We start from the raw sequence: 14,180 nt of genomic DNA, 5'->3' as shown, positions 1-14,180 counted from the left end.
TATCAAAAGAGTAGATTACACAGAAATTTGTGAAAAACAAATCACGCCAAAAAAGTTCTAGCATCGCCTAAATGTGGCGGTTCATAATTCTCTAAGGCAATATAGGTAAGACATTTATTTCCTAATTCTTCCTAATCCAGAAGAAAGCTCTCAGGAAATAATTACCCAGAACCCGCAATTAGCATGAATACAATTACTCCCTACTACCGCAACGTGCAACAACTCTTGCAAAATCAATCTTTTGCAATCGACGAGTACCAGCGCGAGTACAAGTGGGAAAAAGAGAACATCGACGAACTACTGAGCGATCTGCGGGATAAATTCTTAAATTGCTACCAAACAGGTGACGCAACTTCTAGAGTTAGTACCTACGATGGGTATTTTCTTGGCTCTATCATTGTCAGCAAACGTAACGGGAAGAATTACTTAGTCGATGGACAACAGAGGGTCACTTCCTTAACTCTACTGCTGATCTACCTCCACAACAAAGCAAAAGAACGAGGGTTAGCTGTAGCAGGAAGCATTGCTCCGTTAATCTTCAGCGATAACTTGGGCGAACCCAAATTTAATTTGGATATCCAAGAACGCTTGCCAGTTATTGAAGCACTTTTCCACTCAAAAGACTTTAACCCAGAGAACAAGGATGAGTCGATTCAGACAATACACGCGCGCTATGACAATATCGAATCTAAGGATCTTGTAGGCGAACTAAACGAAGCTTTACCGCACTTTGCTTATTGGTTGATGGCGAAAGTAGGGCTAATCGAAATTGTCACGGACAGTGATAATTACGCCTACTCTATATTTGAGACAATGAATGACCGTGGCAAACCCCTCAGTCCAGTAGATATGTTAAAAGCATATCTATTGGCTCCAATCGAAGATTCAACCGAGCGGTATAATGCCAACCAAATCTGGAAGAAGCAAGTTTTAGATTTAATTTCGTGGGGAGGAATTCACGAACCTGAACGCGATGCAACCTTTATCAAAGCTTGGTTTCGAGCGCAGTATGCTGATACAATTCGAGATCGCAAAGCCGGAGCAACAGACAAAGACTGGGAGCTAATTGGTAGCGCCTTCCATCGCTGGGTACGTGATAAAAGTGGGCTGCTCAACCTGGGAACTCAAGCAGACAACTTAGCGCTCATTTCAACTCACTTTACCTTCTTTGCCAAGGCGTACCAATATATCTTGGCAGCTAGCCGTACTTATACTCCAGGTTTGGAAGCGGTATTTTACAACGCTCACAATGAATTCACGTGGCAAAATACGGTATTATTAGCACCTCTGTGCGTTACAGATGATAACGAAACCATGCGACGCAAAATCGCAGTTACAGCCACCTATCTCGATATCTGGCTGATGCGTCGCACCGTGAACTACATTCAGGTTGGCTATTCCACCACTGCCTACGCTATGTTCCTACTCTGCCGCGAGATTCGGCGCAAACCGCTCAACGAGTTAGTAAACTTCCTCGACCAAAAACTAGCAAACGATGATGTCTCTTTTACTCCTGGTCGCGCAGGGACTGGAATTATAGGATTAGGACTCAATAAACGCAACCGCCGCTACATCTATCACTTGCTTGCACGCTTAACTGCTTATACAGAAGTAGGAGCGGGTAAACCCGATTTGTTTGATAAGTATGTAGACCGCAAACAGAATAACCCTTGTGACATCGAACACATTTATCCCAATAATTATGGTCAGTACCAAGATCAATTCGAGTCAGAACAAGTGTTTCAAAACTGGCGCAATGGTATTGGTGGATTGCTTTTACTACCAGCAGACGTAAATCGCAGCTATCAAGATAAACCCTTTGAACAAAAAGCTCCTCACTACGCTACACAGAATCTATACGCTGCTAGTTTAACTTCTAGTACCTACCAGCATCAGCCGCAGTTCAAAGCTTTTTATCAACAGCAACAGTTGCCATTCAAGCCCTACGTGAGTTTCAGTCAAACCGAACAGATGGAGCGCATTCAATTAATTCTAAAACTTGTTCTTTGCGTGTGGTCGCCAAAGCGGTTAGAGGAGGTGTTGTCATGATTACTGTTGGACAAAATGAACGCATCACCCAAAATCGCATCATTAAACTATTTCAACAACTAGGGTATACCTATCTAGGTAATTGGGAAAAGCGTAACAACCGCAACATCGAACCCGACTTACTGGGTCAATGGCTAAAGCAGCAGGGTGTAAGCCAAATCCTTATCAGCAAATCCCTACGCGAACTAGATGGCGCTGCGGCTTTGGGGGAAGGTCAAAATCTGTACGATGTAAATAAAGCTGTCTATCGTCTCCTGCGCTACGGAGTCAAAGTTAAAGAGGGCGCAGGGCAGCAAAATCAAACTGTCTGGCTAATTGACTGGAAGCATCCTGAAAATAACAACTTTGCGATCGCCCAAGAAGTCACGATCAAAGGTGAAAACAAAAAACGCCCCGATATTGTTCTCTACGTCAACGGTATTGCCTTGGGTATTTTGGAACTCAAACGCTCTAGCATTGCGGTGGGCGAAGGTATCCGCCAAAACCTTGATAATCAGAAAAAAGCTTTTATTCGTCCCTTTTTCACTACCCTGCAATTGGTAATGGCAGGTAACGATACTCAGGGATTGCGGTATGGCACAATCGAAACTCCTGAAAGATACTATCTGCAATGGAAGGAAGCTGTAGATAATTCTTTTGATAGCCCCCTTGATTATCACCTCAGCTTGCTATGCAATAAAGCCCGATTTTTAGAAATTATCCACGATTTTATCGTCTTTGATTCTGGTACTAAAAAAACTTGTCGCCATAACCAATATTTCGGCATTCAAGCCGCCCAACAGTACATCCAACGCCAAGACGGGGGTATTATTTGGCATACTCAAGGTTCTGGCAAAACCCTAGTTATGGTGTGGCTGGCTAAATGGATTCGTGAAAACGTCACCGATGCACGAGTTTTGATTGTTAGCGATCGCACTGAATTAGATGAACAAATTGAAAAAGTCTTCAAAGGTGTAGAAGAAGACATCTATCGCACCGTTAGCAGCGCAAATTTGCTTGTCACTCTCAACAAAACAACTCCTTGGCTGCTTTGCTCCCTTGTTCACAAATTCGGCAGTAGCAACGAAGGTAACATTGCCACTGACCAATTTATCCAAGACCTCAAAACCCAACTACCCAGTAACTTTACTCCCAAAGGAAAACTATTTGTATTTGTAGATGAATGTCACCGCACCCAATCAGGAAAACTTCATAATGCCATGAAGGCAATTTTACCCAACGCTATATTTATCGGGTTTACAGGTACGCCGCTACTAAAACAAGACAAACAAAAAAGTATTGAAATTTTTGGCAGTTACATTCATACCTACAAATTTGATGAAGCTGTCGCCGATGGTGTAGTCCTAGATTTGCGCTACGAAGCCCGTGATATCGACCAGCACCTCACCTCACCCCAAAAAATTGACCAGTGGTTTGAAGCAAAAACTCGCGGCTTGTCCGACATTGCCAAAACCCAACTAAAACAAAAATGGGGAACAATGCAAAAGGTGCTTTCTAGCCAATCGCGCCTAGAGCAAATTGTTAAAGATATCTTGCTCGATATGGATACCAAGCCGCGTCTAATGGATGGACGCGGTAACGCTATGTTAGTTTGTACCAGCATCTACCAAGCGTGTAAAGTCTACGAGTTATTTAGCCGTACCGATTTAGCAGGCAAATGTGCGATCGCAACAAGCTACAAACCTTCCCCCGCCGATATTAAAGGCGAAGATAGCGGCGAAGGACTCACAGAAAAATTAAACCAATACGCCATTTACCGCAAGATGCTGGCGGATTACTTCGGCGAATCTGAAGATAAAGCCATGTACCGAGTTGAAGAATTTGAGCAAAAAGTTAAACAGCGCTTTATCGACGAACCCGGACAGATGCGTTTGCTAATTGTCGTAGATAAACTACTCACTGGCTTTGACGCTCCTTCAGCTACTTACCTTTATATTGATAAACAAATGCGGGATCATGGCTTATTTCAAGCAATTTGCCGCGTCAACCGCCTCGATGGTGACGATAAAGAATATGGCTATATTGTCGATTATAAAGACCTATTTCAGTGCTTAGAAGGGGCAATTGGTAACTATACAAGCGGCGCACTTAATGGCTATGATAGCCAAGATGTAGCAGGCTTATTAAGCGATCGCCTCGAAAAAGCAAGCGATCGCCTAGATGAAACCCGTGAAACTGTAAAAGCCCTCTGCGAATGCGTTCTAGTTCCCCGCGCAACTAGGGATTACACTAACTATTTTTGTGGTGCAGATACTACTGATGTATCCACCAACGAACCGAAAAGAGTTGCCCTGTATCAAGCTGTCGCCGCCTTAATTCGTGCCTATGCCAATCTAGCTAACGAAATGACCGAAGCGGGTTACAGTCCCCAAGAAACCGCCACTATCAAAGCCGAAGTCACCCACTACACCCAAATCCGCGACGAGGTAAGAGTTGCAAGTGGCGACTACTTAGATATGAAACGCTACGAAAGCGCCATGCGTCACTTGCTTGATAGTTACATTCGCGCCGATGACAGTGTGATCGTCTCGGAATTTACTGAACTAGGTTTAGTAGAATTAATTGTCAAAAATGGTCTAGAGTCGCTGGACGGGCTACCAGATGGATTAAAAAAAGACCCCGTAGCAATGGCAGAAACAATCGAAAACAATCTGCGGAAAACAATCATTGATCAAAACCCAGTCAATCCTAAATACTACGAGCGCATATCCCAGTTACTAGACGATCTAATTCAAGAACGCCGCGATAGTGCGATTAATTACCAGGAATATTTAGAGCAAGTTAAACAACTCTCTCGCCAAGTTGTGCAACCTATGACTACTAATTACCCGCCAACCCTAGATACGCCAGCCAAAAAATCTCTCTACGACAACTTGGGCAAAGATGAAAACTTGACGCTTCGCATCGATAGTGCTGTACGTGAAACTAAAAAAGAAAGTTGGGTAGGTAATCGCTTCAAAGAGCGAGAAGTCGCTAAAGCGATTCGATCAGCCGCTACAGGATATAAGATTAACGTTGAAGAAGTGCTAGAGCTAGTAAAAAACCAACGTGAGTATCAGTAATGGTAGCAATGTTAGTTAGTGGTATTACCGTACAAGTAGTACGGAAGCCTATTAAAAACCTGCATCTGTCTGTCTATCCCCCCGATGGTCACGTCCGTGTAGCCGTACCTAAGCTTTTATCCGATGACAACGTGCGCTTGGCGGTGATTTCTCGCTTAAGTTGGATTAAAAAACAACAAGCCAATTTTCAATCTCAACCTCGCCAATCGACGCGGGAAATGGTTACAGGAGAAAGTCATTATCTGTTCGGCAAGCGTTACCGCCTAGAAGTAATTGAGCGCCGAGGATGTCATGAAATTGCGATCACTAACAACACCACTCTCCAGCTTTTTGTCAATCCTGGCACTTCTACCTTAAATCGTGCATTAGTATTGAACCAATGGTATCGTAACCAGCTAAAAGTTCAAATTCCAGCCTTGCTAAATCGCTGGCAATTAACAATTGGTAAAGAAGTGCAAGACTGGGGGATTAAAAAAATGAAAACAAAATGGGGAAGTTGCAACATTACCGAGCAACGTATCTGGCTGAATTTGGAACTAGCTAAAAAACCGCTCGAATGTTTGGAATACGTTATAGTCCATGAACTGGTACATCTTCATGAGCGCCATCATAACAAGCGCTTTAAGACTTATATGGATAGGTATCTACCGCAATGGCATCGCTGCCGCGATATCCTCAATCGGGAACCACTAAGCAATGAAAATTGGTTTTGTTAGGTTCACGAGCGTGACGAACAGCAAAACAAAAAATGGTAATAATAAGCCATTCAATTACTTTTACTTTGGTATTCTCGCATTTTCTAATTCCCCCAAGCAATCTACTCCAGCCCCGCCTTGAGCGCAGCTTCAGCACTGTAGTAGATTTTGCGCTCCCCAAACACCGATCCACCGGGGCTAATTAACCGGAACTGCCAACAGTGGGCTTGGGTGTGAAAGACTATCAGGGTAGCGCCGTCAATTCCGATAACGTGGTGGATTTTGGTTTTGCTCATGCGAGCATTACTGGATTACGGATCGCCTGGGCATTTGCTGCCTGACTCGTAAATAGCAATGCCTTCGCTTTCGTGTCGTCTTTGTTGTTCCTGTCTTTCTTGATAGGAAACATCGCACGATATCAGAGGCACGTTGATTCTGAGCAAGGGCGTAGGACGAGCAGGCGAGAAATCTGATTCTTGGCGGCGTATTACTGGAAGTGCCTCAACTGAATTTCCTATATTTTTCAAATCCGCCGCACTATCTAAGCCAAAATCGCTTAACACGTTGGTATTTTGATTGAACCTAGCAGAATCAGGCAAAGGTTGACCATTGGCGCTAATTGGTAATAAAACAACTAAAGCAGAACAAGAAAATATCAACCTTCTAACGAATCTAGAAGCAGAAAAAGCTTTCAACATAACACTTTTAGGTTTAACCCAACCCATAACTTTATCTTAGTATTTATCATAATGATAGTCTTAGATTTCGTAGTTGAATAAAATCAAGGACAGCTACTAATAGCGGCTCTGGGGCTGAGTCTAATTCGCAGATAATTGTCTCTGTAGTAGTCACTTTTCAAGACCGATACAATATATTTTTATTTTGGCATTACCGACTTCGGTAGTTACTATCCCAGGATTTTTAACCTTAGCCCTAGCACAAAATCAACCAATCTTTCTCCACTGAGCAAACTTATTCGATATTCCCGCAGCAACTCCTTAGACATCTCCCCTGTCTTTCCCGTATGAATAAAAAACCCTCCCACAGCTTTATCTCTTTCAATGACCCGGTGGAAGTCGCGGATATGCTTGGGATTAATATAACCGCGATAGCGCTTTGCCTGAATGAGATAAAGTCTCCCAGCAATTGTCACGCGCCCATCCAAACCACCGTCACCCGTATATTTAAAGTTGCGCTCGATTTGCCAGTCCCGTTCGTGGCAGCAGGTTAACAACAATTCCTCGAAGGCATACGGATTCATTTTACGCAGGATACCGAGCGCTTCCGGTAATTGAACGACAGTTGAGACTTCGCGCAGTCGCTTAAGCACACGCTCGGCACGTCGAATGTTTTGCTGATGCTTATTACTGGGAAGTCGAACCCTACTTGAAACTGGCGGTTGCACTAAAGCAACTACCTGACTAGGTTGAACTGCTGCTAAAGGAGGAGCCTCGGATGCTATTTTCTGCTTAGATTCTGGAGGCGGGGACGAAGATCGCCTTTGTGGTCTGTTTTGTCGGCGATACTTTCGGTCGGCAACTAATTTGCCAAACAATGCAATCGCCCAAACTATTAAGACCAAACACCCAAGCCCAATTAGGAAAACAAAAATCTCCATTTCTATTTTTTGGTAATTTTATCCCACAAAATCTGCGGTGATAGTACGGTCTCTTTAGTCTCCACTGCCATCACCCTAAGATTTTGGCAGATACCATTAGGTTTAGGACAAAGAACCGCCGTTGGCATCCCCATAAATGCGATCGCGCTATAGAAAATCACCATCGGAGTCCAAAGCAGGTAGAAAAAGGTAATTCGGTTGGAGGCCCGATGCAAAGTGCCAAAAGTCCACTTTAGCCACATTTGCCACCTCTCTACTCTTGCCTCATCCAAGTGTTTTGTTTGAGCGATTGCTTTGGTTCGCTCCCGCAAATTGTAGTTATTCAAGTCAATAAGCCGCCGATCTGCCGTGGAAATAACCGCAATGCGCTGTTGAATCGTTTCATCAATCAACCAGGCAAATTCTTCGCTTTCTTCGGGCTGCTGTTCGGCATCAGCAGCCCCAGGTATTTTCCCAAAGAAGTCGCCAGGACGCTCTTGGATGCAGTGCGAATCTCTGCTTCTAGTTGCCCAGAATCTACATACTTCTTTAGCCTTTTGGCAGTCATCCGCCAGAACAACGCCTTAACTTCCTGCAATTGCTCGACTGCCATCTTAGGTAAAGCAGTGCGGATTAGGTCGGCTTGGGTGGAAGACACTTGACCCAGTAAGTTATGCACTTTTTCAATCAACTCATCATCAGATGAAGCCACCCCAAAATGTATCGCTATTTCTTGGTAGGTTTTACCCTGTTGTTTAATCAGAGTACACGCCTCGATAAAGCGATCGCATTGTTGAGGCGTATATTCATTTAAGTCAGACAGACCGCAAGCAGAAAGAATTTTCCCAGCTTCAAATAGAGAAACCTGAGTTTCCAACTGCTGACAAGCTAAGGTTAATAACTGGGAGCCATTTAAAACATATTTCTGGGATTTTCCCACTTCGGTCGATATATCATTGGTTTGAGTCATTTTTTGGTAAATTTTTTGCTAAGTTGTTTAGCGTTTTTAATCAATAAGTAAAACCCTAATGCTGTAACTAAGCTTGCTATAAAAGCGTTGACTGTTGATACCCGACCATCTAAAAATACAAAAACTCCTGCACCGGGAAAAGAAGCATAAGCTAATTGCATACTTTCTTCACGCGAAAAAGACCCCAAGCCTTTAGTCGCTTCGTTTACTCTATTGTCATCATTTTCCTGCAAAGGATTAGGCGGTAAAAACATGATTGGCTTCCTTCTTTTATAACTAATTTCCAGGTAAAGACTTTTGGGAGACTTCACCATTAAGCGGTCTATTCTTAGCGTCACTAACAGGCGACCATGTAAGAAATGGATCTTTAATCACTGTGTCGGCAGCAGCTTGAAATTCTGCCTGCATCCGACCTGATTCGACATACTCCCGCAGTTCTCGGTTGAGGTCGCGCAAGAACTGTAGTTTTATTGCTCTTAGCTGCTCTAAACTCATTTGTGGTAACGCCTGCATCACTTGCGCTGTTTGAGTGCTAGACAAGGAGGAAACAGAGCCTTGTATCCCTTGGACTTCTGCCAACAATTCTTGACGCTCTAGGCTATCATCTGGCGCAGTGGCTACGCCAAAATGTACTGCTACTTCCTCATAGGTTTTGCTTTGTTGTTTAATTAATGTGCAGGCTTCTACAAAGACTTCGCATTCTGTGCCAGTGTACTCCTCTTTGTCCGGTAGACCGCAGGCTGATAAGATTTTGCTTGCCTCATTTAGAGAAATGCGCGTTCCACATTGGGAAGTTGCTTGAGCTAACAGTTGGGATATATCTAAATCGTTGTCCTCTACTGTAGTAACACCCAATTCTTGCTCTGAGGAGTTACCCGACTTTTTACCTCCACCTGTTTTCTTCGTTTTGGATAGACTTTGCTGGCTAAACATTTCTGTTGCCGCCGCAAAGTCACCTACTTGTGCTTCGTTGAAGTATTTACGAATAACGTCAAATCCTGATTGAATTTGCTCATCAGCATACTCATCCTGCTCTTTTGATAGTCCACAAGCAGCGAGAGTAGCGTCTACATCTTCAAAGGACAACGAGTAAAGATTTTGCAAATCCTGTTTGCTGTAAGGCATGGTGATTTCTCCAAGTAAATAAATTATTGAACCGAAAGCTGTTGCTAGTTTGGGAACGACTTGAATTGTTCAACTGCCTCAGATAAAGCGTCTATAGAAGTCCAAGACATCACTGATACCCCGCCTTTAATCCGTACAGAAAACCAGTGAGCGCTGCTAAACCCGTAGCCCAGTTGACGTATTAGTTTGTAAGTAGCGGTAGCATCTGACCATCCCAAGCTTTTTTGCACCTGCGAAATCACTCGCCAAGGCGGTACGCCCACCTTACTAAGGTCTGTGATAGGAAAACCATTAACTGCGTTCTCGTGCTGTAACTTTTCTCGCTCTAGCTCGATTTCGGCTAAACGAACCTTCAGTTGCAATTCTCGTTCGCTGCTAGTCTCCAAAGATTGTTGGGTGGAGGTTGGCGTTGATAGGTGCTGGTACATTGCTTCTAGTCGGGCTACGCCTGTGGAAGATAAATCGTCTGTTAAATTGTCAGAGCGCTCTTGTTTGCTGCGTTTAATCCCAAATGCTTCGTCAGCAAAATCGTAAAGTGAATATTTGACTAAAGCGATTGTTAAAGCTTGAGCTTTTTGATTACCAACGCTAGCGCACTTATGCCAGTACAAAGCTGCTAGTTCCAAGGAAACCGGAGCAATTGGTTTGTTTACCCCCTCAATCGTTAGAGTTGCGAATTGGGACTCCATACCAGGTAACGATTTGAGGTGCTTAGAACGGCGAAAGCTGCGGATAGAACTTTCGCTTTTATCAACTACAGCAGCTACCTCTGTTTGGCTAAACACATAACTACCATCTGGAAGCATGGCAACTTCTAAGGAAATGTCACCAATTTGAATCACCTGTCGTTGTGCCTTGTAGGTTTGGGACATGATTTTCTCCTTGTAAATCATCACTGGTTAAAGATTGACTGAAATGTTGCATCGTCCTCGATCTCCTTGTAACTCACAGGTCTAGAGCATGGCGCTGAACGAGATAATAATGTCTATTTGCTGGTTAGCTGTTAAATACTTCCTCAAGTAATTCATCGTCTTCATTGCGTGTCAGTTCCGGAGTAGTGGTCAACATTTCGTTTGGCGCGCCAATTGCCAACTCTCCAGTAGTAACAGATGAGGATGTTGCCCTTATTGGTTGGACACTGCTTGAAGATGGAACTTGACCCTGAGTTGTTTTGCCATTTGGCTGTTGCCCTGGCACTTGTAACATAAATTCTTGTGGGTCTAAATCAAATATCTCAATCAAGTAGTTAATATGCTGTAGCAACTGATAAATTGCATTTCTAGCTTTTTGCTTTAACTGGGTTTCGTTAAAGCTCCCTAACGCTTTACACGCTAGAGGATGCCAAAAAGCAAACAAAGCCCACAGAACCATTTGCTCTTTAGGAAATTCTGCTAAGTCCTCTACAACCAGCTTCCTACTACCCCTACTACCATGTTTTTTTGCTTGTAAATACCTGAGCAACAATGCGTACAGCGACTCGTTGCCAGCTTGATAGCGAAAATGAAAATCAACTTGCTCGTACATGAGTTCTCGTCCGTTCTAAACTGCTATCAGTGCCACACAAGTAGTAGAAAAAGCCATAGTTATCCGTTAAGCGATAACTCATGCCATTCTCCGCTACCTTCGTGCGAAAGCAATTGTTTACTTGTTCTTCTAGTTCGCTGCTCCAGTTAACTCCAGGGCTAGCAAACAATGCGTTAAATTCCCGCTCGTAATAGTAAGCTGTACCTCCGGTTACTATCACTTCATCTAGTTCCACTGGAATATGATTGCGTAGCCATCCACACAGGTCTAACCAATACTGCTCCCTGGCTCGTGCGATTGCTTTTCGTAGTTCGGCTATCTCCTTATCTCTTAAAGCTGCGTCCGAGGGGTCAGGAAAGCGGCTCAGATGCCCCAGTGCCTTGATACTAATCTTGGCTCCGGCTTTACATATTGCTGCTGCTAGCCTGGAATCTGGTTGATTAGGGGCATATAGCTGCACTGCCTTAATCAACTTGTTAAATCCTAACTTCTTAGTTGCTCCTTTGGAAATTGCCCCCCTCTGCCACACATAGATTGAGGCATCACGGTAGCCTACTACTATCACGACAATCGTCCGCTCCTTTAAACTACCACTCCCCGCAAGTCGTCCTCGTGATACTAAGCCAAACCCTTCAGGGCGGCACACTAACCTCTCTAACTCAAAACTCTTTTCCTCTCCCCGAAAGCGAAAGCTACCAATCGCTTCAGTTATCATCTCTTGAAACAACTTGTGATCTTGATACTCTCCATAAGGAAACAGTAACCCTAGACTCACCGATGTTCCATTTGCTATGCCATTCTTTTGCGCGATCGCCCCAATCGCCGCTAAAGTCTTGTACAAAGCAAGTTGGACTTTGGGTGCTTGGAGATTTAGGTCAGCATTGAAGCGGTCTTTTGCTAAGAACCCCACTGCTCGATGTTCTCCTTTGTATTCCACCCAGGCAAAGTTTTCTGGTGTCAAGCTACCTAACTTGACTACCTCCTCATGTTCCTCAATACTTTGCTGAGAAACCTTTGCTACTTCCGACTCTATCAACATCAGTTCTGGTTTGAACTGCTTAATCGTATAAAAAAACTTGCTCTTTAACGAGCCGAGGTCGCAGGCAATTGTAGTGTCAGCCATTGATTGATAAGTTCTTGCACTTCTGCTTATTGGACGAAATGTAACACTTTAACTATGGGCTAGATGGACAAGCCCATAGCAGTGAACTGTTTGTATTTGACTAGGATAGATCGACAAGGCATGGCTCTTGTGGTCTTGAAGAACGCCATGTTTTAGTAACGGACAGTAATCAAACTTTATTGACACAATTGATTGTCGCTCTAGAAATCAATTACATCAATTAAGGTAAATATAAGGTAACTTCAAGGTAATTGCAATACTAAGGTAAATACAAGTTTTCTGGAAGGAACCATTAGTAAATACTAAGGTAAATACAAGTTATTGGCAAGGATTTTCTCTACTAAAAAAGGCAGAGATTTTGTCATCTTTTAGCTTTCATGTTTATAAGGTATTAGTAAGGTTTTCATAAGGTGAACTAAGTTATTGCTGAGGTAATTGTTAGGAAATAACAGGTGTAAGGCAGGTAAAACAAAGGTTTTCGTACAAATTGTAGTCATATTCCCAGAGGGGCGACCCCTCTGGACTCCCCAGAAAAGATATAGTCGCATAGGCGACCGCACCTGACGCACTAAAAGGTGCAAAAATACAATTGGAATAGTTGCAATAAACAGATTATAAGCTATATTTTTAATAGCGACTTTTCATGACCAAAATTAACTAATTTTTCCTGCTTTTGAATAGTTTGCTAAATTACCGTAAAATCACCTTTTTAATTTTTTGAGAGCCAGCAACTTAGTTATTCAAGTTGAGGGAAGTTTTTAAATGACAAAGAAGAAGCTTAATGAAAATTGGGCTGTGGATTTGAGAATTACTAGCGCCAGAAATGTAGGTGTAAATATTTTAATGGCACAAAGTAGTCAAATAGAAAAAGCAGATCGCCACACGGTTAATAAAACTTTTGGGGCTTTCAAAGATGCTGACTCTTGCCAATAGTAATACAACCCAAGCTAAGACGTACTACAAAAAAGAGAACTACTACAGCCAAGAAGATGCGGCGGTTAATTCCCAGTGGCAAGGGCTGGGAGCCTCCACTTATCAGTTGTCTGGCGCAATTGTAGATATGGATGTCTATGAGAACATCGTCAACGGTTTAAGTCCTGATGGGGAAACACAACTAAGAGAAAAACAAAACCACAAAGGCAAAAAAGAACGCGCTGGTACTGACTTGACTTTTTCCGCCCCTAAGAGTGTGAGTATAGCTTGTTTGGTTGGTGGTGACACTCGATTAGAGTCAGCACACCGTAAAGCCGTAACTAGAACTATTGACCTGATTGAATCTCGTTATGCGACAACTCGAATCAACGGGCAACCAGTACAAACAGATAATCTGATAGTAGCAAAGTGGCATCACGACACGAGCCGGGAACTAGATCCGCACCTGCATACGCATTGCTTAGTGATGAACTGCACCCAAGGGCCGGATGGGAAATGGCGCAGTATCAGCAATAAACCTTTTTATCAAAACAAAATCCTTTTAGGACAAATCTACCGCAACGAGTTGGCTAGTGAATGCCGTAAGTTGGGCTATGAGATTGAACCCCATCCCAAAGAACTATTTGAGATTAAGGGATATACCAGAGAGCAAATTGAGGGGTTTTCCAAAAGGCACGAACAGATTTTAGGGAAGTTAGAAGAAATAGGTGCGGAGTTAACCACAGAAAACAAGATATGGGCATGGCGTAAAACTAGAGTTAAGAAGAATCACGAGATTGGGCGCAGTGAGAAACTACCTTACTGGCATATCGAAGCAGACCTTCACAGTATTTCTCATCCTGTCCCCCACACTTCAACAATTAACCCTGTCTCGAACCAGGAAGAAATTGCCTCGGTTATTGAAGCAGCAGTTGCCGTAGGAATTGAGCATTGCAGCGAACGCCAAGTTGCTTTTAAAAGTGAGGATATTGAGAAGTTTGTCACTGCTGAAGTCAAACCATTTAGCATTGAGCAACTAGAGCAGGCGATCGCTATTCATCCCGAACTAATCAAAACTTCGATGGGCGTTACACAACTCAAACTGCTTTAGCAAGAGAACTCG

At 43.3% G+C, this 14,180-nt stretch carries 14 protein-coding genes; 5 read left to right on the top strand and 9 right to left on the bottom strand.

The window, feature by feature from the left end; genetic code table 11:
* Nucleotides 1–183 precede the first annotated feature (183 nt).
* Genes C7B70_RS17065 through C7B70_RS17055 form a run of 3 tightly spaced genes read left to right on the top strand, consistent with a single transcriptional unit; the run spans nt 184 to nt 5,827 of the window.
* Nucleotides 184–2,049, top strand: a complete 1,866-nt coding sequence (locus C7B70_RS17065; RefSeq protein WP_106370210.1) for a DUF262 domain-containing protein — start codon at nt 184–186, stop codon at nt 2,047–2,049.
* Nucleotides 2,046–5,111, top strand: a complete 3,066-nt coding sequence (locus C7B70_RS17060) for a type I restriction endonuclease subunit R (RefSeq protein ID WP_106370209.1) — start codon at nt 2,046–2,048, stop codon at nt 5,109–5,111. Before C7B70_RS17065 ends, C7B70_RS17060 begins: the two co-directional genes overlap by 4 nt.
* Nucleotides 5,111–5,827: a M48 family metallopeptidase gene (locus tag C7B70_RS17055; RefSeq protein WP_199192322.1), complete on the top strand. Its 717-nt coding sequence runs from the start codon at nt 5,111–5,113 to the stop codon at nt 5,825–5,827. The genes C7B70_RS17060 and C7B70_RS17055 overlap by 1 nt, the downstream gene beginning before the upstream one ends.
* 290 nt (nt 5,828–6,117) lie before the next feature.
* Here the strand turns inward: C7B70_RS17055 and C7B70_RS17050 are convergent, their stop codons facing one another.
* The 9 genes from C7B70_RS17050 to C7B70_RS17010 form a co-directional block, all read right to left on the bottom strand.
* Nucleotides 6,118–6,531: a hypothetical protein gene (locus tag C7B70_RS17050; RefSeq protein WP_106370208.1), complete on the bottom strand. Its 414-nt coding sequence runs from the start codon at nt 6,529–6,531 to the stop codon at nt 6,118–6,120.
* A 182-nt stretch (nt 6,532–6,713) separates the two neighbouring features.
* Entirely contained in the window at nt 6,714–7,424 is a 711-nt protein-coding gene (locus C7B70_RS17045) for a restriction endonuclease (RefSeq protein ID WP_106370207.1), read from the bottom strand.
* A gap of 2 nt (nt 7,425–7,426) precedes the next feature.
* Entirely contained in the window at nt 7,427–7,816 is a 390-nt protein-coding gene (locus tag C7B70_RS17040) for a hypothetical protein (protein WP_106370206.1), read from the bottom strand.
* Nucleotides 7,813–8,373 carry a hypothetical protein gene (locus C7B70_RS17035; RefSeq protein WP_106370205.1) on the bottom strand — a complete coding sequence of 187 codons (561 nt, stop codon included), beginning with the start codon at nt 8,371–8,373 and terminating at the stop codon, nt 7,813–7,815. The genes C7B70_RS17040 and C7B70_RS17035 overlap by 4 nt, the downstream gene beginning before the upstream one ends.
* Nucleotides 8,370–8,627: a hypothetical protein gene (locus C7B70_RS17030; RefSeq protein WP_106370204.1), complete on the bottom strand. Its 258-nt coding sequence runs from the start codon at nt 8,625–8,627 to the stop codon at nt 8,370–8,372. The genes C7B70_RS17035 and C7B70_RS17030 overlap by 4 nt, the downstream gene beginning before the upstream one ends.
* Nucleotides 8,628–8,649: 22 nt before the next feature.
* Nucleotides 8,650–9,498 (bottom strand): hypothetical protein, encoded by an 849-nt coding sequence (locus C7B70_RS17025; RefSeq protein ID WP_106370203.1) that lies wholly within the window; start codon nt 9,496–9,498, stop codon nt 8,650–8,652.
* A gap of 44 nt (nt 9,499–9,542) precedes the next feature.
* A complete protein-coding gene (locus C7B70_RS17020; protein ID WP_106370202.1) occupies nt 9,543–10,370 on the bottom strand; it encodes a hypothetical protein in 828 nt (275 codons plus the stop codon).
* Nucleotides 10,371–10,494: 124 nt separating this feature from the next.
* Complete coding sequence (locus tag C7B70_RS17015; protein WP_106370201.1) at nt 10,495–11,022, bottom strand: hypothetical protein; 528 nt, start codon at nt 11,020–11,022, stop codon at nt 10,495–10,497.
* Nucleotides 11,006–12,145: a ParM/StbA family protein gene (locus C7B70_RS17010; RefSeq protein WP_106370200.1), complete on the bottom strand. Its 1,140-nt coding sequence runs from the start codon at nt 12,143–12,145 to the stop codon at nt 11,006–11,008. Before C7B70_RS17010 ends, C7B70_RS17015 begins: the two co-directional genes overlap by 17 nt.
* A gap of 762 nt (nt 12,146–12,907) precedes the next feature.
* On the opposite strand from C7B70_RS17010, the gene C7B70_RS26425 reads away from it, so the two are divergent.
* Together C7B70_RS26425 and mobF are read left to right on the top strand one after the other, a co-directional pair.
* On the top strand, nt 12,908–13,078 hold the full coding sequence (locus C7B70_RS26425) for a hypothetical protein (RefSeq protein WP_158260513.1): 171 nt from the start codon (nt 12,908–12,910) through the stop codon (nt 13,076–13,078).
* The gene (mobF, locus tag C7B70_RS17005) at nt 13,059–14,168 is read left to right on the top strand and encodes a MobF family relaxase (RefSeq protein ID WP_106370199.1); all 1,110 of its coding nucleotides are present in this window, start codon (nt 13,059–13,061) and stop codon (nt 14,166–14,168) included. The genes C7B70_RS26425 and mobF overlap by 20 nt, the downstream gene beginning before the upstream one ends.
* The last annotated feature ends 12 nt before the right edge of the window (nt 14,169–14,180 follow it).

This window comes from Chlorogloea sp. CCALA 695 (assembly GCF_003003885.1).
GTDB lineage: Bacteria > Cyanobacteriota > Cyanobacteriia > Cyanobacteriales > Chroococcidiopsidaceae > Aliterella.
The sequence above is the reverse complement of the archived record's forward strand: the minus strand, read 5'-3'. Positions and strand labels throughout refer to the sequence as shown.

Excerpts from the sequence above, each read along its gene's own strand:
- C7B70_RS17035 (WP_106370205.1), bottom strand. The coding sequence starts at position 8,373 with ATGACTCAAACCAATGATATATCGACCGAAGTGGGAAAATCCCAGAAA.
- C7B70_RS17030 (WP_106370204.1), bottom strand. The coding sequence starts at position 8,627 with ATGTTTTTACCGCCTAATCCTTTGCAGGAAAATGATGACAATAGAGTA.
- C7B70_RS17060 (WP_106370209.1), top strand. The coding sequence starts at position 2,046 with ATGATTACTGTTGGACAAAATGAACGCATCACCCAAAATCGCATCATT.
- C7B70_RS17020 (WP_106370202.1), bottom strand. The coding sequence starts at position 10,370 with ATGTCCCAAACCTACAAGGCACAACGACAGGTGATTCAAATTGGTGAC.
- C7B70_RS17055 (WP_199192322.1), top strand. The coding sequence starts at position 5,111 with ATGGTAGCAATGTTAGTTAGTGGTATTACCGTACAAGTAGTACGGAAG.
- C7B70_RS17065 (WP_106370210.1), top strand. The coding sequence starts at position 184 with ATGAATACAATTACTCCCTACTACCGCAACGTGCAACAACTCTTGCAA.
- C7B70_RS17015 (WP_106370201.1), bottom strand. The coding sequence starts at position 11,022 with ATGTACGAGCAAGTTGATTTTCATTTTCGCTATCAAGCTGGCAACGAG.
- C7B70_RS17050 (WP_106370208.1), bottom strand. The coding sequence starts at position 6,531 with ATGGGTTGGGTTAAACCTAAAAGTGTTATGTTGAAAGCTTTTTCTGCT.
- C7B70_RS17025 (WP_106370203.1), bottom strand. The coding sequence starts at position 9,498 with ATGCCTTACAGCAAACAGGATTTGCAAAATCTTTACTCGTTGTCCTTT.
- mobF (WP_106370199.1), top strand. The coding sequence starts at position 13,059 with ATGCTGACTCTTGCCAATAGTAATACAACCCAAGCTAAGACGTACTAC.
- C7B70_RS17045 (WP_106370207.1), bottom strand. The coding sequence starts at position 7,424 with ATGGAGATTTTTGTTTTCCTAATTGGGCTTGGGTGTTTGGTCTTAATA.
- C7B70_RS26425 (WP_158260513.1), top strand. The coding sequence starts at position 12,908 with ATGACAAAGAAGAAGCTTAATGAAAATTGGGCTGTGGATTTGAGAATT.
- C7B70_RS17010 (WP_106370200.1), bottom strand. The coding sequence starts at position 12,145 with ATGGCTGACACTACAATTGCCTGCGACCTCGGCTCGTTAAAGAGCAAG.